At 71.2% G+C, this 22,353-nt stretch carries 20 protein-coding genes; 12 read left to right on the top strand and 8 right to left on the bottom strand.

The features are described 5' to 3' along the window. Positions 1-76: 76 nt before the first annotated feature. The 5 genes from CRYAR_RS32865 to CRYAR_RS32845 all read left to right on the top strand — a co-directional run bounded on the left by CRYAR_RS32865 (position 77) and on the right by CRYAR_RS32845 (position 4,550). The gene (locus CRYAR_RS32865) at positions 77-1,261 is read left to right on the top strand and encodes a polyamine ABC transporter substrate-binding protein (protein ID WP_035857096.1); all 1,185 of its coding nucleotides are present in this window, start codon (positions 77-79) and stop codon (positions 1,259-1,261) included. Beyond that, positions 1,258-2,418, top strand: coding sequence for an ABC transporter ATP-binding protein (locus CRYAR_RS32860; RefSeq protein WP_035857094.1), 1,161 nt, complete (start codon positions 1,258-1,260; stop codon positions 2,416-2,418). Before CRYAR_RS32865 ends, CRYAR_RS32860 begins: the two co-directional genes overlap by 4 nt. Next, on the top strand, positions 2,415-3,260 hold the full coding sequence (locus CRYAR_RS32855) for an ABC transporter permease (RefSeq protein ID WP_084701258.1): 846 nt from the start codon (positions 2,415-2,417) through the stop codon (positions 3,258-3,260). Before CRYAR_RS32860 ends, CRYAR_RS32855 begins: the two co-directional genes overlap by 4 nt. Beyond that, positions 3,260-4,117, top strand: coding sequence for an ABC transporter permease (locus tag CRYAR_RS32850; protein ID WP_084701256.1), 858 nt, complete (start codon positions 3,260-3,262; stop codon positions 4,115-4,117). Before CRYAR_RS32855 ends, CRYAR_RS32850 begins: the two co-directional genes overlap by 1 nt. Before the next feature lie 214 nt (positions 4,118-4,331). Then, positions 4,332-4,550: a hypothetical protein gene (locus tag CRYAR_RS32845; protein ID WP_035857093.1), complete on the top strand. Its 219-nt coding sequence runs from the start codon at positions 4,332-4,334 to the stop codon at positions 4,548-4,550. Here the strand turns inward: CRYAR_RS32845 and CRYAR_RS32840 are convergent. Genes CRYAR_RS32840 through CRYAR_RS47690 form a run of 3 tightly spaced genes read right to left on the bottom strand, consistent with a single transcriptional unit; the run spans position 4,547 to position 5,836 of the window. Next, the gene (locus CRYAR_RS32840) at positions 4,547-5,068 is read right to left on the bottom strand and encodes a DUF6328 family protein (RefSeq protein ID WP_035857091.1); all 522 of its coding nucleotides are present in this window, start codon (positions 5,066-5,068) and stop codon (positions 4,547-4,549) included. The genes CRYAR_RS32845 and CRYAR_RS32840 overlap by 4 nt on opposite strands. Before the next feature lie 29 nt (positions 5,069-5,097). Then, entirely contained in the window at positions 5,098-5,718 is a 621-nt protein-coding gene (locus CRYAR_RS32835) for a GntR family transcriptional regulator (RefSeq protein ID WP_051571258.1), read from the bottom strand. Next, entirely contained in the window at positions 5,693-5,836 is a 144-nt protein-coding gene (locus tag CRYAR_RS47690; RefSeq protein WP_157018268.1) for a hypothetical protein, read from the bottom strand. Before CRYAR_RS47690 ends, CRYAR_RS32835 begins: the two co-directional genes overlap by 26 nt. Positions 5,837-5,900: 64 nt before the next feature. On the opposite strand from CRYAR_RS47690, the gene CRYAR_RS32830 reads away from it, so the two are divergent. From CRYAR_RS32830 to CRYAR_RS43960, 4 genes are all read left to right on the top strand, one after another. After that, complete coding sequence (locus tag CRYAR_RS32830; RefSeq protein ID WP_035857090.1) at positions 5,901-6,161, top strand: hypothetical protein; 261 nt, start codon at positions 5,901-5,903, stop codon at positions 6,159-6,161. Positions 6,162-6,667: 506 nt separating this feature from the next. Then, a complete protein-coding gene (gene lon, locus CRYAR_RS32825) occupies positions 6,668-9,094 on the top strand; it encodes an endopeptidase La (RefSeq protein WP_051571257.1) in 2,427 nt (808 codons plus the stop codon). Positions 9,095-9,246: 152 nt separating this feature from the next. Continuing rightward, entirely contained in the window at positions 9,247-11,469 is a 2,223-nt protein-coding gene (locus tag CRYAR_RS43965; RefSeq protein ID WP_051571256.1) for a putative bifunctional diguanylate cyclase/phosphodiesterase, read from the top strand. Between the two features lie 38 nt (positions 11,470-11,507). Further along, entirely contained in the window at positions 11,508-13,943 is a 2,436-nt protein-coding gene (locus tag CRYAR_RS43960; protein WP_051571255.1) for a putative bifunctional diguanylate cyclase/phosphodiesterase, read from the top strand. 6 nt (positions 13,944-13,949) lie between these two features. On the opposite strand, the gene CRYAR_RS32810 is transcribed toward CRYAR_RS43960, so the two are convergent. From CRYAR_RS32810 to CRYAR_RS32795, 4 genes are read right to left on the bottom strand one after another with little or no spacing between them, the layout of a single operon-like run. Next, positions 13,950-15,656, bottom strand: coding sequence for a glycoside hydrolase family 9 protein (locus CRYAR_RS32810; protein ID WP_051571254.1), 1,707 nt, complete (start codon positions 15,654-15,656; stop codon positions 13,950-13,952). Further along, positions 15,653-16,222, bottom strand: a complete 570-nt coding sequence (locus CRYAR_RS32805; protein ID WP_211247754.1) for a TrmH family RNA methyltransferase — start codon at positions 16,220-16,222, stop codon at positions 15,653-15,655. Before CRYAR_RS32805 ends, CRYAR_RS32810 begins: the two co-directional genes overlap by 4 nt. Continuing rightward, complete coding sequence (locus tag CRYAR_RS32800; protein ID WP_035857089.1) at positions 16,219-16,812, bottom strand: class I SAM-dependent methyltransferase; 594 nt, start codon at positions 16,810-16,812, stop codon at positions 16,219-16,221. Before CRYAR_RS32800 ends, CRYAR_RS32805 begins: the two co-directional genes overlap by 4 nt. 12 nt (positions 16,813-16,824) lie before the next feature. Further along, positions 16,825-17,826 carry a cation diffusion facilitator family transporter gene (locus CRYAR_RS32795; protein WP_084701254.1) on the bottom strand — a complete coding sequence of 334 codons (1,002 nt, stop codon included), beginning with the start codon at positions 17,824-17,826 and terminating at the stop codon, positions 16,825-16,827. A 119-nt stretch (positions 17,827-17,945) separates the two neighbouring features. On the opposite strand from CRYAR_RS32795, the gene CRYAR_RS32790 reads away from it, so the two are divergent. The 3 genes from CRYAR_RS32790 (at position 17,946) to CRYAR_RS32780 (ending at position 21,028) form a co-directional block, all read left to right on the top strand. Next, positions 17,946-19,475, top strand: a complete 1,530-nt coding sequence (locus CRYAR_RS32790; protein ID WP_245620543.1) for a Rieske 2Fe-2S domain-containing protein — start codon at positions 17,946-17,948, stop codon at positions 19,473-19,475. 94 nt (positions 19,476-19,569) lie between these two features. Further along, positions 19,570-19,785, top strand: coding sequence for a hypothetical protein (locus CRYAR_RS32785; protein WP_157018264.1), 216 nt, complete (start codon positions 19,570-19,572; stop codon positions 19,783-19,785). Positions 19,786-19,807: 22 nt separating this feature from the next. Next, positions 19,808-21,028: a saccharopine dehydrogenase family protein gene (locus CRYAR_RS32780; RefSeq protein ID WP_035857086.1), complete on the top strand. Its 1,221-nt coding sequence runs from the start codon at positions 19,808-19,810 to the stop codon at positions 21,026-21,028. Here CRYAR_RS32780 and CRYAR_RS32775 read toward each other — a convergent pair. Beyond that, positions 21,025-22,332, bottom strand: coding sequence for an EAL domain-containing protein (locus CRYAR_RS32775; RefSeq protein WP_169745115.1), 1,308 nt, complete (start codon positions 22,330-22,332; stop codon positions 21,025-21,027). The two genes, CRYAR_RS32780 and CRYAR_RS32775, sit on opposite strands and share 4 nt — an antisense overlap. Between the last annotated feature and the right edge of the window lie 21 nt (positions 22,333-22,353).

Raw genomic sequence — 22,353 nt, 5'->3', positions numbered from 1 at the left:
AATCACGGTCCGCTACCGGCGGTCCGCCGAAGTATCTGAAGGAGCAGCTCCGATGACGGATGTCGACCCGGACGTAATGCGGTCGCTGCGCCAGCTGCTGTCGCGTCGGTCGGTGCTCCGTAGCGCCGGTGCGGCCGGCTTACTGGCTGCAAGCGGACCGCTGCTCGCGGCGTGCGGCACGAAGGGTGCCCAGAAGACCGAGGCCGACCAGGCCGCCGCCTCCGACCTGTCCGACAAGGACAAGATCGTCAACTTCTCCAACTGGCCGCTGTACATCGACGTGGCGGAGAACGACGAGAAGGTCCACCCGACCCTCGACGGGTTCACCCAGCAGACCGGCATCAAGGTCAACTACGTCGAGGACATCAACGACAACGACCAGTTCTTCGGGAAGGTCCGCGCCGACCTCGCGGCCGGCAACGACATCAAGCGCGACGTCATGGTGCTCACCGACTGGATGGCCGCCCGGCTCATCCGGCTCAAGTGGGTCCAGAAGATGGACGCGGCGAACGTCCCGAACAAGAAGAACATCCAGCCCTCGCTCACCGAGGTGGAGTTCGACTCCGCGCGCGAGTACTCGCTGCCCTGGGCCGGCGTCATGGCCGGTATCGCCTACAACAGCGACGTCACCGGCAAGGTCGACAACGTGACCGACCTGCTCACCCGGTCGGACCTCAAGGGCAAGGTCACCGCGCTGACCGAGATGCGCGACACGATGGGGCTGATCCTGCTGGAGAACGGGGCCGACCCGGCGTCGGTCACCGAGGCGCAGTTCGACGAGGCGCTGGCGACGCTGGAGGCGGCCGTGAAGAGCGGCCAGATCCGCCGCTTCACCGGCAACGACTACACCCAGGACCTGGCGGCCGGGAACGTCGCGGCCTGCATCGCGTGGTCCGGGGACATCGTCCAGCTCCAGAACGACAACCCGAAGATCCAGTTCGTGACGCCGGAAGCCGGCGCGACCCGCGCGAACGACAACATGATGATCCCGAACAAGGCGGCTCACAAGAAGAACGCCGAGCTGCTGATGAACTACTACTACGACCCCAAGGTCGCGGCCGAGCTCACGGCGTACGTCAACTACATCTGCCCGGTCGTCGGCGCGAAGGAGATCGTCGCCAAGACCGATCCCCAGCTGGCGAAGAACGAGCTGATCTTCCCGACCGAAGCCACCCTGTCCAAGCTGCACACGTTCAAGGCGTTGGACGACGCCACCGAGCGTTCGTTCGCGGACAAGTTCGCGAAGGTCATCGGCGCGTGACCGCGCCGGGGACGGGGCGGGACCTCCGGCTGCTCGAGGTCTCGAAGCGCTTCGGGCCGATGACGGCCGTCGACAACCTGTCGCTGACGATCCCGGAGGGGTCGTTCTTCGCGCTGCTCGGCCCGTCGGGCTGCGGGAAGACGACCACGCTGCGGATGATCGGCGGGCTCGAGGAGCCCACCGAGGGCCGGATCCTGCTGGGCCAGGACGACATCACGACGAAGAAGCCGTACCAGCGGCCGGTCAACACGGTGTTCCAGAGCTACGCGCTCTTCCCGCACCTGACGATCTTCGAGAACGTCGCGTTCGGCCTGCGCCGGCGACGCCAGTCCGACGTCCGGAACAAGGTCAGCGAGGCGCTGGCGATGGTGGAGCTGGGCGACCTGGCCCAGCGCAAGCCGACCCAGCTCTCCGGTGGCCAGCAGCAGCGCGTCGCGCTGGCCCGCGCGCTCGTCAACCGCCCGCAGGTGCTGCTGCTCGACGAGCCGCTCGGAGCGCTCGACCTCAAATTGCGTCGCCAGATGCAGCTCGAGCTCAAGCAGATCCAGACCGGCGTCCGGTCGACGTTCGTGCACGTCACGCACGACCAGGAAGAGGCCATGTCGATGGCCGACACGATCGCGGTCATGAACCAGGGCCGGGTCGAGCAGCTCGGCGGCCCGGTCGAGCTCTACGAGACCCCGGCCACGGTCTTCGTCGCCAACTTCCTCGGCCAGTCCAACCTGCTCGCCGGGAACGTCACCGGCCGGTCGGGCGGGGACCTGCTGCTCGACGTCTCCGGATACCGGGTGGCGCTGCCGGCGAACCGGTCGGCGTCCAACGCGAACCGGCTCTACGTCGGCGTCCGCCCGGAGAAGCTGCACCTGAGCCCCAACGGCGCTCCGGTGCCCGACCGGCACAACCGCATCGACGTCCAGGTCGTCGACTCCAGCTTCATCGGCGTCAGCACCCAGTACCAGGTGCGCACCCGCTGGGGGCAGACGCTCTCGGTCTTCGCGCAGAACCTCACCTCCGACCTCGGCCCCCGGCCGGGCCACGAGGTGCAGATCCACTGGGATCCGGCGTCCGCGTTCGGCCTGGACGGCAGCCAGGACATCCACGCCGGCCAGATCATCGACCCCGAGCTGGGCGGCGTGCCCGCCGGGTCGGTGTCATGAACGCACGGAAGTCGACGGCGTACCTGCTGGTGCTGCCGGGGCTGCTCTGGCTGGCCGTGTTCTTCGTCATCCCGACGATCACGCTGATCAGCCAATCGCTCCAGGAGGGCTCGCTCGAGCTCGGCTACTCGCTGACCTGGAACTTCGGCATCTACGGCCAGGTCATCAGCGACTACGCGCCCCAGTTCCTGCGCTCGCTCGTCTACGCCGGGCTGGCGACGGTCGCCGCGCTGATCATCGCGTACCCGCTGGCGTACACGATCGCGTTCAAGGCCGGGCGCTGGCGCAACGTGCTGCTGATCCTCGTCGTCGCGCCGTTCTTCACCAGCTTCCTGGTGCGGACGCTGGCCTGGAAGATCATCCTGGCCGACGAGGGCTGGGTCGCCGACGTGCTGCGCGCGGTCGGCCTGCTGTCGTTCACCGACGACCGTCTGCTGGCGACGCCGATCGCCGTCGTCTGCGGTCTCACCTACAACTTCCTGCCGTTCATGACGCTGCCGCTCTACACGAGCCTGGAGCGCCTCGACGGCCGGTTGCTCGAAGCGGCCGGTGACCTGTACGCGAACGCGTTCACGACGTTCCGCAAGGTGACGTTCCCGCTGTCGCTCCCGGGCGTGGTCGGGGGGACGCTGCTGACGTTCATCCCGGCGGCCGGCGACTACGTCAACGTGGAGTTCCTCGGCACTCCGCAGACGTCGATGATCGGCAACGTCGTCCAGAGCAAGTTCCTGGTCTCGCTGGACTATCCGGGCGCGGCCGCGCTCTCGGTGATCCTGATGGTCGTGATCATCTCGATGGTGCTCGTCTACGTGCGCCGGGCCGGGACGGAGGAACTGGTCTGATGGCGACCCTCACGCAGAACCGGGGCGGCCACCGCGCCGCACCGCCGCGCTCCCCGCTCTCGGCCGCGCTGACCTGGGTGCGCGAGCACCTGGTGACGTTCGCCGGGCTCGCCGCGCTGGGCTACCTCCTGCTCCCCGTCGTGGTCGTGTTCATCTTCTCGTTCAACAAGCCGGTCGGGCGCTTCAACTTCGCCTGGCACGAGTTCTCGCTGGACGCGTGGACCGACGTCTGCGGCATCGGCGGCATGTGCGACAGCCTCTGGCTGTCGATCCGGCTGGGTCTCCTGGCGACGCTGGGCGCCACCGTGCTCGGCACCCTGCTGGCGTTCGCGCTGGTGCGTCACCGCTTCCGCGGACGTCAGCCGACGAACCTGCTGGTGTTCCTCCCGATGGCCACGCCCGAGGTGGTCATGGGCTCCTCGCTGCTCGCGCTGTTCGTGCAGGGCGGTCTCGACCGCGGGTTCACCACGCTGTTCATCTCGCACGTGCTCTTCTGCATGAGCTTCGTCGTCGTCACCGTGAAAGCGCGGTTGCAGGGCATGGATCCGCGGCTGGAACAGGCCGCGGCCGACCTCTACGCCACGCCGTACCAGGTGTTCCGGCGGGTGACGTTGCCGCTGGTGCTGCCGGGCATCGTCGCGGCGGCGCTGCTGTCGTTCTCGCTCAGCTTCGACGACTTCATCGTCACGAACTTCAACTCGGGCAACCTCGTGACGTTCCCGATGTTCGTCTTCGGAGCCAACCAGCGCGGGGTGCCGCCGCAGATCAACGTGATCGGCTCGATCATGTTCTTCCTGGCGCTGTTCCTGGTGCTGGCCGCGCAGTACCGCACGCGGATCAAGCTGCGCCGGTCCTGACCCTTCGCCGAACGCCGGTCGCCTCGTTCCCTTCGGGAGGTGACCGGCGTTCGCTGAGGAGAGGGGAGAGACGCTTGGGACGCAGCGGACTTAACGCGGCCAACCGATCCGTCAGATTCCGGCCCCAAAGGGTGGACGGCGGCGGCGAATGCGTTCTCAATGAATGGGGAAATGTGTCATGGTCCGCGTGATCGGAGCGCGAAGGGGAGGGGTAGTGCATTACCACCGGCCACTCGTGCAGGAAGACGTCGAAACTGCACACCGGCTGCTGACGATGCACCAGCCTTCTGCGCCCGACGCCCACGATCGGTCCTACTGCGCCAGCGCGACCCACTACACACCCGCGCTGTGGCCGTGCGCCCGCCACCGCTGGGCCGTGGCCGTCCTGGCCGCCGACGAGCGCGGCGAGATCGAGACGCCGCCGGAAGACTAGTGGCCCTCGGCGCCGGAGTCGCCGCGCTTGGCGCGCACCCGCACCCAGGGGATCGCGAACCACAGCACGGCCAGGAACACCAGCGCGACGGCGCCGCCGACCATCGCCGTCTCCTTGCTGAACATCACGTCGAGGATGACGGTCAGCGCACCGCCGAGCGCGACCGACAGGAACGCCAAGCCGATCAGCGCGAACACGTTCGCGGTGCGGACGACCTCACCTTTCATCGCGCGCCGGAACACCAGACGGTGATAGCCGACCGGAGCGATGAGGAAGCCGCTCGAGAGTAACGCGCAGCCGAGCGCACCGATGTAGACGGAGCGGCCGAACGCGTCCACCTCGGAGAAACGCTGCTGGAACACCAGCGTGAGTAAGAACGCGAACAGGATCTGCACGCCGGTCTGCGCGACACGCAGTTCCTGCAGCAGTTCGTTCAAGTTGCGGTCGAGCCGCTGGGCCTCGGACTCTTCGCGCGGAGGGTCACCCAGAGCCCGGTCGGTGAGCGAATCGGCGGTCATGTCAGCGACACTGCCCGCTCACCGGAAATTCAATCGTCGAGGTCGATCCGGTACTCCAACTCGCCCCGGTCACCAGGCACGACGATGTCCACCGCGGCCTCGACCGGCCGGTCGCCCGCGAACATCGTGCGGGTGACCGTGAGCATCGGCGTGCCGACCGCGACCGCGAGCGAACGGGTCTCGTCGGGCAGCGGCATCCGGGCGCGGACCAGCTCGCGCACCGACGTGACCCGCACGTCGATGCCGGCCAGGGCGGCGATCGTGCCGCCGGCCCACGGTTCGCGCTGCGGATCGGCCACCGGCGTACCCGCGACCAGCTCCGCCGGGATGTAGGACGTGCTCAGCTGCTGCGGCAGGCTGCCGTCGAGGAAGAGGATCCGCCGCTCCAGCACCGGCGTGCCGACGGGGACGTCGAGCAGGCCGGCGACCTGGGCGGTGGCCGGGATCTCCTGGTGGGTGACCTCGGAGCGGTACTCGCCCGGCTCCGGAGACGTCAGCGCCGCCCGGTACCGCTCCGACGAGATCGTGCGGATCGGGAGCGACTCGCGGACGAACGTGCCGCGGCCGTGGTGGGTGACCACCAGACCCTCCTCGCGGAGCATCACCATCGCCAGCCGCACGGTGTTACGGGCGACGCCGTAGCGCTGCATCAACGTGGCCTCGGAGGGGATCGCCGCTCCCCGGCCCGTACTCGCCGCTGTTGATGTTCGCGCGCAGCTGGTCGGCCAGCTGACGGTAGACGGCCCGGTCCCCGTGCGGATCGATCATGCGGCGGACGCTATAGGGAGTCGTTTCTACGACATCTCGTCGACACGTAGGTACGACCTGTCGTATGATCGTCGGCATGGAAAGCGGAGGCTTCGTCCTGCCAGAGAACCCGGACGCCGAACAGATCGAGACCGCGCAGCTCTTCCGCGAGCTGCACCGACCCGACCACCGAGGTGAATGCCCGTACCTGACCTGCGCGGTGGGCCCGTCGGCGCCACCGTGGCCCTGCAAACGCTGGCGCTGGGCCATCGAGGTCCTCAACCGGGCCGGCGAGCCGACAACCGGCCCCGAGGATCCCTCCGTGCGCTCGGCGATAGCCGTCTGACCCGCCTTCGTGCGCGATCCATTGGGCGAATGGGTGCGGGTCGGCTCAGACAGGCGCATTGCGGCGTCCGTCGTTGATGATCAGGGGCAACAGCGTGCGAGCAGCCGGATCCGGAAGCCGACCGTCGCGGCTCGGCCGTGATCGCGCGCCAGAGATGCCGCGCGACCGTAGTGATGGCGGCATCGCCACGACGCCCGGACCATGGTCTCCACCCGGCCGCTGATCGGCTGCGTAGCTCGGCGGCGGCATTTCACTACCCCGGCCACCGCACGGCTCAGCGCCTTCGACTTCCTCCCGAGCGCGCGGACAGGGCTTCAGAAGCAGCTGAGCCGCAACGGAACTTCGGTAGCTCTCGCGCCTCGCGGTCCGCGGGGTGGTCCGATCCGCCCGGGCGATTCCGCCTGGAACATCCGCTCACAGCGAACATCCACCCCCGCGGGAATGACCGCAACGCTGTAAGCATTGAGTCGGGTGCACTCAACTTCCGACTGCTATGAGGTACGGCGATGGATCGATCCCCCGGCGGGCCGCGCGGGCCCGTCACCACTCTCACCCTGCCGGTGCTCCCGCTGGCCGACGCAGTCGTGCTTCCCGGAATGGTCATCCCGGTCGAGCTCGACAGCGAAGAGCGCGCCGCGATCGACTCGGCGAAGGCCAAGGTCACGAACGAGGACGACGCCCAGCTGCTGATCGTCCCGCGCATCGACGGCAAGTACCACGAGATCGGCGTCCTGGCCACGATCGACCAGGTCGGCCGCCTTCCCAACGGCCGCCCGGCCGCGGTGCTGCGCGCGCAGACCCGCGCCAAGGTCGGCCAGGGGGTCAACGGCCCCGGCGCCGCGCTCTGGGTCGAGGCCACCACGATGCCCGACAAGATCGCCGCGACCGACCAGGAGAAGGTCGACCGGCTCGCGGCCGAGTACCGCGAGGTCGTCCAGGAGATCCTGGGTCACCGCGACGAGGCCACCCAGGGAGCGGGCTGGCAGGTCGTCGAGATGATCCGCCGGATCACCGAGCCGGGCGAGCTGGCCGACGTGGCCGGCTGGGCTCCGTACCTGGAGACCGAGCAGAAGCTGCGGCTGCTCGACACCCCGGAGGTCGTCGAGCGACTCGACAACGTCCTCACCTGGGGCAAGAAGCAGCTCGCCGAGCTGCAGGTCGCGGCCACCATCCGCGACGACGTCCGCGAGTCGATGGAGAAGACCCAGCGCGAGTTCCTGCTGCGCCAGCAGCTGACCGCGATCCGCAAGGAGCTGGGCGAGCTCTCCGGCGACGACGACAACCCCGAGGCGGACCCGCGGGCCCGCGTCGAGGCCGCCGACCTGCCGGAGAAGGTGAAGAAGGCCGCGCTGCGCGAGGTCGACAAGCTGGAGCGCACCGGTGACCAGTCGCCGGAGGCGTCCTGGATCCGCACCTGGCTCGACACGGTCCTCGAACTCCCGTGGAACGACCGTACCGACGACACCACCGACGTCACCCAGGCCCGCGCGGTGCTCGACGAGGACCACGCCGGTCTGGACGACGTCAAGGACCGGATCGTGGAGTACCTGGCGGTGCGCAACCGGCGGGCCGCGCGCGGTCTGGAGATCGTCGGCGGGCGGGGGAGCGGCGCGGTGCTCGCGCTCGTCGGCCCTCCCGGCGTCGGCAAGACCTCGCTCGGCGAGTCGGTCGCCCGGTCGCTCGGGCGCAAGTTCGTCCGGGTGGCGCTCGGCGGCGTCCGCGACGAGGCGGAGATCCGCGGGCACCGGCGCACCTACGTCGGCGCGCAGGCGGGCCGCATCGTGCGGGCGATCAAGGAGGCCGGCGCGATGAACCCGGTCGTCCTGCTCGACGAGGTCGACAAGATCGGGGCCGACTACCGCGGTGACCCCGCGGCGGCGCTGCTCGAGGTGCTCGACCCGGCGCAGAACCACACGTTCCGCGACCACTACCTCGAGGTCGAACTCGACCTGTCCGACGTGCTGTTCCTGGCCACCGCGAACGTCGCCGAGGCGATCCCGGAGGCGCTGATCGACCGGATGGAGGTCGTCCGCCTGGACGGCTACACCGAGGTCGAGAAGGTCGCGATCGCGCGGGACCACCTGTGGAAGCGCCAGCTGGAGCGGGCGGGCCTCGACAGCACCGACGTCACGATCGACGAGGGCGCGCTCAAGCTGATCGCGGGCGACTACACCCACGAGGCCGGCGTCCGGCAGCTCGAGCGTTCCCTCGCCCGGGTGCTCCGGAAGGTCGCGACGAAGCTGGCCGGCGACAACCCGCCGACCACCCCGGTGGACATCACCGAGGACACGCTCACCGACTACCTGGGGCGCCCCCGGTTCACGCCGGAGTCGGCCCAGCGCACCGCGGTTCCCGGCGTGGCGACCGGCCTGGCCGTCACCGGTGCCGGTGGCGACGTCCTCTTCATCGAGGCGAACGCGGCTCCCGGGGGCGACAAGAGCGGCGAGCCCGAGCTGGTGCTCACCGGCCAGCTGGGCGACGTCATGAAGGAGTCGGCGCACATCGCGCTCTCCTACCTGCGCAGCCAGGGCGACCGCTTCGGCGCCGACCCCGAGGACCTGCGTGGGCGCCGGTTGCACGTGCACGTGCCGGCCGGTGCGGTGCCGAAGGACGGCCCGTCCGCGGGTGTCACCATGGTCACCGCGCTCGCGTCGCTGCTCACCGGCCGGATGGTGCGGGCCGAGGTCGGCATGACCGGTGAGGTCTCGCTGACCGGGCGGGTGCTGCCGATCGGTGGCGTCAAGCAGAAGCTGCTCGCCGCGCACCGGGCCGGGCTGACCGAGGTGCTGCTACCGGCGCGCAACGCCGCCGACCTGGACGACGTCCCGGCCAGCGTGCGTGAGGCGCTCACGATCCACCTGATGGAGGACGTGGCGGACGTGGTCGCGCTCGCACTCGAGCCGGCCGCGGGCGAGGCTGCCCGGGCCGCCTGAACAACACGAAGGGCCCCGCGAGGGGCCCTTCGTGCTATCTAACTCAGCGTGAGCCCTGTATAGCTAAAGGCGTGCCGAAAGCGCGACCACTGGGGCTCCCGGGTCCTTTGCGCGGCTTGGGGCGTCCACTCGTGGGCGCCCTACCGCTCTGTGTGCTGCCTTTCGTACCGGTCCAGCTGGCGGTCTCGCTCTACGCGTCGGTCGTTCTCTGGCTGATCTTCACCACGTTGCAGGACCAGGTCGCCGAGATCGGCTACTCGGCCCCGGGCGCGCCGATGACGCTGATCGGGATCACGGTCATCGTGCTGGGCGACGGGGCGCTCGCCGTCCGCCTCTCGGCCGGTGGAGAGCCCGATCCGCTGCTGGCGTTCCTGCTCCACCTCGGCGGGCTCACGACCGTGGTCGTCGGCCTGGTCCGGCTGCACCGGGCGACCAACCTGACGCCGGCCCGGGGTGGGCTGGTCGACCTGACCGTGGTCGGCTTCGGCATCGGCACCAGCGTGGCGACGCTCGTCGGTTCGCGGGTGGTCGTGCTGCCCTCCGGCCCGAGCGCGCTGGCCACCGTCGTGCTGCTCACGGTGATCTCGCTGGCCGGGTGGGTGGCGGTGCTCCGGCTCGTGCTGGTGGCGGACGGGCGGGCCGAGACCGGGCTGCTGGTCGCCGCGATCGGGCTGGTGCTGGTCTCGAGCCTGTTCTGGTGGGGTCCGCTGTTCGAACGCGAGGACCCGGGGTGGGCCCTGACCGTCACGCTGGCCGCCGCCGTCATCACGGCGACCGCGTCGCGCTGGTGGGTGCTGCACGCCGCCGGCGTGCCCGCGCCGCCGGCGGGTGGTTCGAACGCCCGGATCCCGCTGTTCCTGGTCGCGGTCGTGGCCCCACCGATCGCGCTGACGATCTCGGCGCTGACGATCTCGCCGCTGGACCCGTGGCGCAACGTGGTCGTCCCGGTGGCCGGCATGGCGGTGCTCTCGATCGCGCTGCTGCTGCGGGTGCACCTGCAGGCCACCGACGCCCGGGTGCGTGCGCTGCGTGACGCGCTGACCGGGCTGGCGAACCGGGGTGCGCTCACCGATGCGCTGGCGGCGCTCCCGTCGGGGAGCCGGCCCGCGTTGCTCCTGCTCGACCTGGACGGCTTCAAGGCCGTCAACGACGGCTTCGGCCATCCGGCCGGTGACGCCCTGCTCCGGCTCGCCGCCGATCGCCTATCCGCCGCGGTCCGGGCCGACGCCACGGCGGCGGCCACCGACACGGTGGTCGCCCGGCTCGGCGGTGATGAGTTCGCGATCCTGCTGGGCCGGGCCGACCGGGCCGGAACGGTGGCGCTCGGCCGGCGGATCGTCGAGGTCGTGGCGGAGCCCTACCCGGTCGAGGGCCGGGAGCTGTGCGTGACCGCGAGCATCGGGGCCCGGGTGATCGGCGAGGACATGCGCGTCGGGCTGTCCGGCGTCCTGCTGCGCGACGCCGACCTCGCGCTCTACGCCGCGAAGCAGAACGGCAAGAACCAGGTGTCGGTGTTCTCCGCGACGCTGAGCGCGGCGCACGCCGAGCGGGCGGCGCTGGCCGCCGGGCTGCACGAGGCCGTCACCCGCGACGAGTTCGTCCTGCACTACCAGCCGTCGATCGACGTGTTCACCGGCCGCCCGACGGTCGTGGAGGCGCTGATCCGCTGGGCCCCGCCCGGCCGGGAGCCCGTGCCGTCCCGCGAATTCCTCCCGGTGGCCGAGACCGCCGGCCTGAGCGTGCCGATCGGCACCTGGGCGCTGCGGACCGCGTGTGCCGAGGCGCGGCCGTGGTACGAGCGGTACGGCGTCGGCGTCGCGGTGAACGTCTCGGCGCGGCTCATGCTCGACCCGGGGCTTCCCGACCTGGTCCACTCGGTGCTGACCGAGACCGGCCTGCCGGCGCACGCGCTGGTGCTGGAGCTGACCGAGTCGGCGGTGAGCGGGGACACCGCCGCGCTCGCGGCACGCGTCACCGAGCTGCGTGGGACCGGGGTGCGGATCGCCGTCGATGACTTCGGTACCGGGCAGTCGTCGCTCGCTTTGCTGCGTCAGATACCGGTCGACGTGCTGAAACTCGATCCCGCGCTCGGCCGGGCCGGGGAGCTGGACGCCCCGTCCGACCCGCTGGTCGACGCCGCGCTGACCCGCGCGGTCCTGGAGATCTGCCGGACGCTCGGGTTGCGTGCGGTGGCCGAACGGGTCGAGAGCGCCGACCGGGTCGAGTGGCTGCGCGAGTTGGGTTGCCGCCTCATGCAGGGCGACTACTTCACCCCGCCGCTGCCCGCGTCGGCCGTCGAGACGTTCCTGGCCGGCCGTCCCGGCCGCCGCGCGGCGCGCGACACGCCGGAGCTGTTGAGTCAAAGGTCGGAGTAAACCGTCAGGTCGGGTGCTGTGCGTCCGTACAGACAATCGTGCAGACCCAGACTGCGCCGACCGAAGGTCTGGTCGTGCGCACCCGTGCCGGCGTGTCCACGCCGCTGGACGGCGTCGCGCACGCCGCGGAGCAGGCCGTCGCTCGTCGGCGGACGCATTGGCTCGCCGGTTCGGTGGCCGCGCTCGTCGTGCCCTGGCTGTTGCTCGCCGCCCCCGGGCCGCAGTCGCCGCGCTCCTACGTCGCGACCGCGCTGTGCGCGGTGCTCGCCCTCTGGGTGGGGATCGCCGTCCACCGGCCGGCTCCGGTCTGGCCCTGGCTCCTGCTCGGTGCCGGGCTCGCCACCCGGCTGACCGGCCTGGTCATCTACCAGGCGGTGCCGAACGCGGCGGCCCTGCCGGGCGTGCCGATGACGGCCACGCAGGCGTTCCGGATCCTGTCGTTCCCGCTGCTGGTGGCCGGGCTGGTCGGCATCATCGCCCGGGGCGGCGGCTACCGCACCCACCGGGTCGTCGACGGCCTGGCGGTCAGCTACAGCGTGAGCCTGGTGCTCTACCTGCTGTTCGCGGTGCCCTACCTGCGCGGGGAGCCCGACGACGCCCGGTTGAGCGCGTTCGCGTTCGTGCTGGGCGACCTGCTGCTGCTCGTGATGGCCGTGATGGTGTTCACGGTGTCGATCCGGAACACCACTCAGCTGCTCGTCGGCCTGGCGTCGTTGTTCTTCCTGGTCGGTGACCTGCTCCGGAGCGTCACCGGTGGGCAGCCGACCGGGGTCGTGGCGACCGGCGCTCCCGGCGCCATCGTGCTCAGCGGGTACTTGCTGATGGCCGTCGCGGCCTGGCATCCCTCGGTCACCGATCGGCGGCCACCGCTGGACGGACAGCGCCCGACCGGGCGGGCGAAGCTGACGCTGCTCGGCCTCACGGTCTTCGTCTACCCGGTCTACACCGTGCTGGCCTCGGTGAACGAGTGGGAGCTCGACCCGCTCATCGACGTCGGCTACCCGGTGACCGTCACCACGCTGTTCTGTTTCTATCTGGCGATCCGGAGCGCCGGTCAGGCCCGCGAGTCGTTCCGGCGCGAGCAGGAGCAGGCCGCGCAGGCGGCCGCGCTCGGGTCGGCCCTGGCCGAGCAGCAGGCCCTGCAGAGCCAGCTGACCTACCGGGCGCTGCACGACCCGCTGACCGGGCTGGCCAACCGGGCCAAGCTCACCGAGGCCCTCGACCGGGTACTGGCCGACGCCCAGCCGGAGACGGACGGCGACCGGTCGTACGCGCTGCTGCTGATCGACCTCGACGGGTTCAAGGACGTCAACGACACCCACGGGCACCCGGTCGGCGACGAACTGCTGGTCCAGGCGGCGGGCCGGTTCAGCGAAGCGCTGCCCGACGGCGCCCTGCTCGCCCGGCTCGGCGGCGACGAGTTCGCCGTCCTGCTCGGCGACACCGACGAGACGGCGGCGCTGGGGGTCGGACAGCGCCTCACCGACGCGCTCCGCACTCCTTTCCACGTCGCCGCGCACGACCTCTACATGACGACGAGCGTCGGGCTCTACGTCGGCAGCGGCACGGCGACGCCGAGCGACGTGCTGCGTAACGCGGACCTCGCGCTCTACGCGGCCAAGGGGGCCGGCAAGGACCAGGTCGTGCCCTACCGCCAGGAGCTGCGCACCGCGCACCTGGACAAGGTCGAGCTGCTCGCCGGGCTGCGCCGCGCGGTGGCCGGCGGCGAGTTCGTGCTGGAGTACCAGCCGGTCGTCGACCTGGTCACCGAGCGGATCAGCTCGGTGGAGGCGCTGCTGCGCTGGGACATGCCGGGGCAGGGCCGGATGTCGCCGACGGAGTTCGTGCCGGTCGCCGAGGAGAGCGGGCTGATCGTGCCGATCGGCGCCTGGGTGCTGAGCCAGGCGTGCGTCGACGCGGCCGACTGGTACGCCCGGTTCGGCATCTCGGTCGCGGTGAACGTGGCCACCGCCCAGCTGCGCGACCCCGAGTTCGTCTCGACCGTGATCGGCGCGCTCCGCTTCAGCGGGCTGCCGCCGCAGGCGCTCGTCCTGGAGATCACCGAGTCGACGATGATCGCCGCGACCGCCGCCGAGACCGACGCGGTCGTGAAGCGGCTCGAGCAGCTGCGTGCGCGCGGTATCCGGATCGCGATCGACGACTTCGGCACCGGGTACTCGTCGCTGTCGTACCTGCGTCGCCTGCCGGTCGACATCCTGAAGATCGACCGGGCGTTCAGCATGGACGGCCCGGACGGGGCCGACAGCGAGGACACCGCGCTGACCAAGGCGATCCTGCAGCTCTCGCACTCGCTCGGGTTGTCGACGGTGGCCGAGGGGGTGGAGACCAGCGAACGCGCGGACACGCTGCGCGAGCTGCGGTGCGACCGCGCGCAGGGCTTCCTGTACTCCAAGCCGGTGGGCGCGGGAGAACTCGACGGACTACTCGCCGCAGAGAGCCCGGCCGGCCCTTAGCTCGGGTCAGGCCGCGCGGGGCGTGCCTAACGAGCGCGGCGGCGCCAGGTGGGTGGCCACGTGGTTCGCGACCAGGGCGAGCGCGGCGTTCCAGCCGATCGTCACCTCGTTGGTGGCCCAGGACCCCGGGTCGTCGATCCAGCACTTCTGGGGTGGCGCTCCGCTGCGTGCCATGGCGGCCACCGGGTCGTCGAGGCCGCTGTTCGGGCCGCCCACGACCACACCGGGCGGCGCCGGCGGGTAGGCCGGGTCGATCGCCTGGGCGAAGAACCGGTGGTGGGGGCGGGCCACGGCCCGGGCGCCGTACCCGGTGACCTGGCTGAAGCCGGTTGCGTTCCGCCCGAGCAGGTAGTCGAGGCAGGCGAGCTCACCGGCGAAGAAGCGCGCGTCGCCGGTGTGGTCGGCGGCGGCCGCGAGCGTCAGCGCGTGGGCCAGCACACGCGAGTTCGAACCCCAGCAGTACCGCCCGTCGGGCGGCGCGTACGGCGTGGCGTGGCCTTCGGCGGCGATCGTCGTCAACAGCATCTCGGACGCCGTGGCGAGCACCGCCCGCGCGCCGGTCGCCGCCGACGCGGCCGTCCATCCCGGACCGAGCGCGAGCGTCAGCTGCGCCAGCGGCAACACCGAGCGCCAGTCGAAGCCCTCGTGCACCGCGGCCACCGGGTCGAGCCCGGAGTGCAGCATCGCGTACCGGTACTCCTCGGCGCCGGTCAGCGCCGCGAGCTCGGCGGCGGCCCAGTACCGCTCGTCCCGGACGTCGCTGTCGTCGTAGGGTCCGCCGCCGGTGTCGGCGGCCTCCGCGACCGTGGCGTACACGACCGGGTTGTGCGTGGCCGCGTTCCAGGCCCGGTCGGCCGCCGTGCGGCAGCGCGCGGCGAACACCGGGTCGTGGACCTCCCAGACCCGCGCGGCCTGCGCGGCCACCGCGGCCAGCCCGTACGTCGCCGCGGTGGTCGGTATCCGCACCGTGCGGGGCTGCGGGTCCGCGTCGGGGCGCAGCGGCAGGCCGGTCCAGCGGGCGTCGTGCACGGCGGCGAACACCATGCCGGCGTCGGGGTCGCCGGTCGGCAGCTGGGCGGAGAGCAGGAACTCGAGGCCCCAGCGGGCCTCGTCGAGAAGGTTCGGGTCGCCGGAGCGCTCGACCGCGTGCTGCAGCAGCCAGACCGTCACCGCCGTGGTGACCGCGTACTTGCCGTGGTCGCCGGCGTCGTACCAGCCGCCGCGGAGGTCGTGGCCGCGGCAGCCGAACAGCAGGCGGCGACGCGGGCAGTCGGCTCGGTGGCACGCCACCGAGCCGTCGCCGCGGTTCGGGGCGGTGCCGACGTGACCGGCCGGGCGGCCGAACCGCGGGTCGGCGATCGGGGTGCCGCTGCGCTGGAGGTAGAGGAAGCGCGCGGCGTCGCGGGCCAGGTCGCGGTAGCGGTCGGCGGCCCGCGCCCCCAGCGCGAACGGCGCGCTCTGCACCCCGTCCACCACGAGCACCCAGTCCGTGGGGTCCGTGCTCGCCGGTGCGGTGGTGGTGACCGTGTGGACGGTCTCGCCGGCGGCGGGGTCGGGGCCGTGGACGCTCGTCTCGCCGGCCGCCGCGGTGGTTCCGGACGGGTCGCGGAGCTGCCAGCGCAGCGGCGTCGGCGAATCGGAGACCACGGTGGCGCCCAGCGGCCACCCGGCGGGATAGCCGAGCTGATTGACCCGCACCGCGTGTGTGGTCACGTCTCGGCGAGTTCCGCGGATTCGGCGTCGGACCAGTCACCCTCGGACCAGCCCTGGCGGCGGACCTCGTAGCAGGCGATCGCGGCCGCAGTGGCCACGTTCAGCGAACCGACCCGGCCGATCAGCGGCACGTACCCCACCGCGTCGCACTCGGCGAGCCCGGTCGTCGAGATCCCGCGCTCCTCGTGGCCCAGCACGAGGCACACGTCGACGGAGAGGTCGAGGTCGGCGAGCGGCGACGCCGGGTCGGCGAGCTCGACCCCGACGACGCGGTAGCCGTCCTTCTTCGCGGCGCCGATCGCCTCGGTGACGGTCGGGTGCTCCGACCACTGCAGATACCGGTCGGTGCCGAGCGCGGTCTTCGCCGCTTTCGGCGCCCGCGGCGACACCGACGACCCGGCGAGATACAGGTGGTCGACGCCGAACGCGGCCGCCGACCGGGTGATCGACCCGACGTTGTACGGGTTACCGACGTCGTCCAGCAGCAGGGCGAGCCGACTGTCGCTACGCCGGCGCCAGGTGCGGTGGAGGCGCTTGAGCTCGGTGCCCCGGAGCTGATGGATCACTCGTTCCCTCTCACGGCCAGAATTCGGTACCCCTTGCGCGAGGCTAGCCGCTCGGTGGGGAAGCCCTCGGCCTCGAGCCACCGGTGCAGCGAGTCGGCTCCCAGGTGACGCTGCACCACCAGGTACGCGACGCCGCCGGGCGCGAGCCGGGGCAGCCAGCGACGCATCATCTCGTGCAGCACGCCCTTGCCGACCTTGATCGGAGGGTTCGACCAGATCGCCGCGAACCCGGTGTCGGCCGGCACGCCGTCGGGGCCCTCGATCCGGACGTTCGGGAGGCTCGCCGTGTTGGCCCGGGCCAGCTCACGCGCGCGTTCGTTGACGTCGACACCCCAGACCGTGGCCCCGGGCGCGCGGTGGGCCAGCGCCACCGTGATCGGCCCGTAGCCGCAGCCGAGGTCGAGCAGGTCGCCGGCCGCGGGGGGCGACGGCACGGTCTCGAGCAGGACGAGCGTGCCGGCGTCGATCGCGGCCGGCGAGAACACGCCGGTGTCGGTGGCCAGCCCGACCTGGACGTCACGCAGCGCCAGCCGCACGGTCCTCGGGGCCCGCGCCGCCGACGGACTCGACGAGAAATAGTGCTCACTCACAGTGCGTCCAGCTTAGTGGGCGTCCCGCCGGGAGGTCGGATCGAGGAACAGCTCACGCACGTTCGGCACGTTCTCGTGGATCCGGCGTTCGGCGTCCTCGGCGCTGCGCTCCACCGCGTCGGCGTCGCCGTCGGAGAAGTCGACCTTCGCGGCGATCAGCAGCTCACGCGGGCCGAGGTGCTGGGTGTAGAGCGTCACCACCCGGTCGACGCCCGGCGTCTCCTCGAGCGTCCGCCGGATCGTCTCCTGCACCCGCGGTGCCGCGGCCCGGCCGACGAGATACGACGCGTTCTCGCGTCCGAGCGTCACGGCGACGACCGCGAGCAGCACGCCGATCAGGATCGACGCGGCCCCGTCCCAGACGGCGTTCCCGGTGACCTCGGTCCCGGCCAGTCCGCCCGCGGCCAGCAGCAGGCCGATCAGCGCGGCCGAGTCCTCGAACGCGACCGCTTTCAGCGCGGTGTCCGGCGTCCGGCGCAGGTAGCGCGCGGGACGGACGCGCCACCGGCGGGCGCCGCCGCGGATCTGCCGGACGGCCTGGGTCAGCGAGATGCCCTCGACGACGAACGCGACCGCCAGCACGACGTAGGAGACCAGGAAGTCGCCGGGCTCCTCACCCTCGAGGATCGTGTGCACGCCCTGGAAGACCGAGAACACCGACCCGGCCGTGAACGTGGCGAGCGCGGCGACGAACGCCCAGAAGTAGTGGGCCTGGCCGTACCCGAACTGGTGGTGCTCGTCGGCCGGGCGCCCGCTGCGCTTCACCGCGGTGAGCAGCAGCACCTCGGTGATCGTGTCGGCGAGCGAGTGCGCGGCCTCCGAGAGCATCGCCGACGAGCCGGCGAGCAGGCCGCCGACGGCCTTGGCGATCGCGATCGCCAGGTTCGCCACTCCGGCGACGACGACGGTGAGCGTGCTCTCACCGCCGGACTCGCTGTCGTCGGTGGGGAGTTTGCCCGGCGTGCGCTCGACGGACGAGGTGGGGGTCTCGGTCACGTCCTGCGGTATGCCCATCGGTGTGCGGTGCAACCGTCGGGCAGGACCGGGCCGTTTCGGCCCGCCCGCTACGGTAGGAATCCACGAGTCATGAACGGCGGCGCCGCGCGCCGCGGGAGGGTCGGAACGCTGTGCGAGTGACGGGCCTGGGCCACGCGAGTGCCCTGATCGAGACCGCGCACGGCAGCGTGCTCTGCGATCCCTGGGTGAACCCGGCCTACTTCGGGTCGTGGTTCCCGTTCCCCGACAACTCCGAGCTCGACTGGGACGCGATCGGCCAGGTCGACTACCTCTACGTCTCGCACCTGCACCGCGACCACTACGACACCGAGAACCTGAAGCGGATCTCCAAGTCCGCGACCGTTCTGCTGCCGGAGTTCCCCACCGACGAGCTGCACGACGCCCTGCGCGACGCCGGCTTCACGAAGATCTTCCGCACGAAGAACGGCGAGGTGCACGACCTCGGCGGGTTGAAGGTGATGATCCAGGCGCTGATCTCGCCCACCGACGGGCCGATCGGTGACTCGTCGCTCTGGCTCGACGACGGCACCACGAAGCTGCTGAACCAGAACGACGCCCGCCCCACCGAGCTGTCGGCGTTCGCCGAGCTGGGCCACGTGGACATCCACCTGCTCCAGTACTCCGGCGCGATCTGGTACCCGATGGTCTACGAGCTCACCGACCACGCGAAGCAGGTCTTCGGCGAGCAGAAGCGGGCCCGCCAGTTCGACCGGACGCTGCGCTACATCGACGACCTCGAGGCCACCTGGGTCGTGCCGATCGCCGGTCCGCCCTGCTTCCTCGACGAGGAGCTCTGGCAGTTCAACGACTTCGGCACCGATCCGGGCAACATCTTCCCCGACCAGCAGGTCTTCCTCGACCACATGGCCGAGAAGGGCCGCGGCAACGGTGTGCTGCTGCTGCCGGGTTCGGTCTGCGATTTCGACGTCGAGGGCGCGCCGGTCGAGCATCCGTACGACCCGGCCACGGTGTTCGGCGCGAACAAGGAGCCTTACCTGCGGACCTACCAGGAGCGCAAGAAGGCCGCGCTGGAGGCGGAGAAGGCGAGCTGGGCGCACCCGGAGATCGAGCTGCTGCCCGCGCTCAAGGAGTGGATCGAGCCGCTGATCAAGCAGGCCGACACGATCGCCGCCGGCATCAACGGGCCGGTGCGGTTCACCGCGCTCTCGCCCGAGCGGGGTGACGTCGACGTGCTGTTCGATTTTGTCGGCCGCGAGGTGAGGGCCTACGACGGCGAGCGGGTGCGCTACCGGTTCACCGCGCCGCGCGAGCTGCTCGAACACCTGGTGGCCATCCACGAGATCGACTGGGTGAACAGCCTGTTCCTGTCGTGCCGGTTCACCGCGCACCGGGTCGGGCCGTACAACGAGTTCGTGTACGCGTTCTTCAAGTGCCTCGGTGAGGAGCGGCTGAACTACGCCGAGGGCTGGTTCGCCGAGCAGAACACCGACGACGAGAACATCGAGCTCGAAGGCTGGGAGGTGCAGCGGCGATGCCCGCACCTCAAGGCCGACCTCACGAAGTTCGGGAAGGTCGAGGACGGCGTCCTGACCTGCCAGATGCACGGCTGGAAGTGGCGCCTCCAGGACGGCAAGTGCCTCACGTCGGTGGGTCACCCCATCAGGTCCACCCCCGCGGGTGCGTAGCGTCTCCGTCCGGCCCGTCCGCACGGGCTTCTTCCGACGCAAGGCGGCGGCTCCGATCGGGGAGCCCCTGATCCTCGGGGCTCCCTTCTTCGCGGTGCTCGCCCGGGTGCCCGAAGGCTGGACGCGGACCCTCGATCTGCTCTCCACCGACGGGGAGCTGGTCTTCGGGCCGCTCGAGATCCGAATGACGGTCACCGAGCTGAGCCGGATCTCGCCCTACGCCGAGTCGGCGGAAGAACAATCCGAATTCAGTGCGTTCCGCACGCTTGTCGGTGCGATACCCGAAGGCCATGAGCTAGTTTTCAACTGATTCCGTGGTTATCGTGGCTCACATGCGCGTACTGGTGGTCGGAGCCGGGGGAGTGGGCAGCGCGGTCGCCGCGATCGCTGCCCGCCGTGAGTTCTTCGAGACGATGGTGATCGCGGACTACGACGTGGCCCGCGCCGCGAAGGCGGTGCCCGACGGGGACGCACGGTTCGCCGCCGCCGCGGTGGACGCCTCCGACTCCGAGGCGATCAAGGCGCTCATCGCCGAGCACCGTGTCACCCACGTGCTCAACGCCGTCGACCCGCGCTTCGTCTTACCGATCTTCGGTGCCGCGCAGAGCGCAGGCGTCGACTACCTCGACATGGCGATGTCGCTCTCCGCGCCGCACCCCAGCCTCCCGTACGAGCAGGTCGGTACCGCGCTCGGCGCCGAGCAGTTCGCCGCCGACCCCGCCTGGCGCGACGCCGGCCGGCTCGCGCTCGTCGGCATGGGCGTCGAACCGGGCCTCTCCGACGTGTTCGCCCGCTACGCCGCCGACCACCTGTTCTCGGAGATCGACGAGATCGGCATCCGGGACGGTGCGAACCTCGTCGTCACCGGTGACGACGGCGAACCGATCTTCGCCCCGAGCTTCTCGATCTGGACGACGATCGAGGAGTGCCTGAACCCGCCGGTGATCTACGAGCGCGACCGGGGCTGGTTCACCACCGCGCCGTTCAGCGAGCCGGAGGTCTTCGAGTTCCCCGACGGCATCGGCCCGGTCGAGTGCGTCAACGTCGAGCACGAGGAGGTGCTGCTGATCCCGCGCTGGGTGCCGGCGAAGCGGGTCACGTTCAAGTACGGCCTGGGTGCCGAGTTCATCGGCGTGCTCAAGACCCTCCACCAGCTCGGGCTCGACCGGACCACGCCGGTGCGGGTCAAGGGCGTCGAGGTCTCACCGCGTGACGTCGTCGCCGCGTGCCTGCCGGACCCGGCGACGCTCGGCGACCGGATGAGCGGCAAGACGTGCGCGGGCACCTGGGTGAAGGGCACCGGAACCGACGGCGAGCCGCGCGAGGTCTACCTGTACCACGTCGTCGACAACGCGGAGACGATGGCGGAGTACGGGTCGCAGGCCGTGGTCTGGCAGACCGCGATCAACCCGGTGGTGGCGCTCGAGCTGCTCGCGAGCGGCGCCTGGTCGGGAACCGGCGTCCTCGGCCCGGAGGCGTTCGACGCCGTTCCGTTCCTCGACCTGCTGACGGCCTACGGCTCACCCTGGGGACTGCGTGACCACATGGCTTAGGGACGAACGGCCGCGATGACGGCACCGGCCGCGGCCGCCACCGTCCGGGCCGGACGGAGCTCGGCCCGGCCCCAGCGGTGTTCGTGGCGGCGTCCGCACACCAGAACCCCCACTGCCGCACCCGCCGACACCAGCGGGAACAGCACCATCGAGCGGGTTCCGGTCGCGGCCAGCCACGCGCGCTCCGCGGTGTCCGGGTCCACATCGGTCAGCAGCACCTGGCACACCGCCCGTTCGTCCACCACCTGGCGGGCGGTGGGCGCCCGGTGCAGCGGCCACGGCCAGCCGGCCCCGCCGGGCCGCTCCGACCGTCCGTCCGACGACGCCCCCTCCGGCGTCACCAGGCGGAGTTCGGCCGGAGCCGACGCCCGACGTGGACGTTCCAGCACGGCCAGGCCGATCGCCTGGCAGCCCAGCAGCGTGGCCGAACCGGCGAGCACGGCGGCCGCCGCGTCGAGGTCCTGCACCTCGGCGAGGCTCTCCAGCACCTCGGCGAGGTCATGCAACTGCCGGGGACCCCGGGATTCCCGCCAGGCCTGACGAGCGACCGGGTCGACCGCGGAGAACTCCGCGGCCGGACGGCCGATGACCCAGCCCTGACCGAGTGAGACCGACAGGTCGGTCACGGCGGCCAGGTCCTCGACGGTCTCCAGCCCCTCCGCGCACACCCGGGCCCCGGTGCGGGCCCCGAAGTGCACGATCGCCTCGACCATCGCACCCTTGCGCGGCTCCCGGCTGATGCCGGTCACCAGCGTGCGGTCGAGCTTGAGGACGTCCGGCGCGAGCGCGACCAGGCGCTGGAAGCCGGCGTACCCCGCTCCCACGTCGTCCACCGCGATCCGGGCACCGCGCTGCCGCAGCCGGTCGAGGGCGGCGATCAGTGCGGCCCCGTCGTCGGCGAGCTCGTGTTCGGTGACCTCGAACTGCAGACCGGTCAGGTCCTCCGGAAGCACGGCCCGCAGTTCGGGGGAGTCGATGACGTTCGGGCTCACGTTCACCGAGAGCACGGTGCCCGGTGGACGCGTCGCCCCCAGATCGAGGGCGTTGGCGACGGCGCAGGCCTCCAGCTGGGCGCCGACGCCGGCCCGGTGAGCGGCGGCGAACCAGTCGTCCGGGGTGGCCGCCGGGAACTGCCGGAAACGCGCGAGCGCCTCGTAGCCGCTCAGCGTTCCCGACACCAGGTCGAGGATGGGTTGCGCATGGACCTGGGGCCCGGTGCTGTCGGTCAGCAACCGGCGCACGTCGGCCGGTCCCGGCTTCCGGCCACTCCGGCGCCGGGGGGCCGGAGTGGCTACCTGGGTCACCGCCGTGCTCTCCCCTCCGGG

The organism is Cryptosporangium arvum DSM 44712, from assembly GCF_000585375.1.
In the GTDB taxonomy this organism is placed as follows: Bacteria; Actinomycetota; Actinomycetes; order Mycobacteriales; family Cryptosporangiaceae; genus Cryptosporangium; species Cryptosporangium arvum.
The sequence above is the reverse complement of the archived record's forward strand: the minus strand, read 5'-3'. Positions and strand labels throughout refer to the sequence as shown.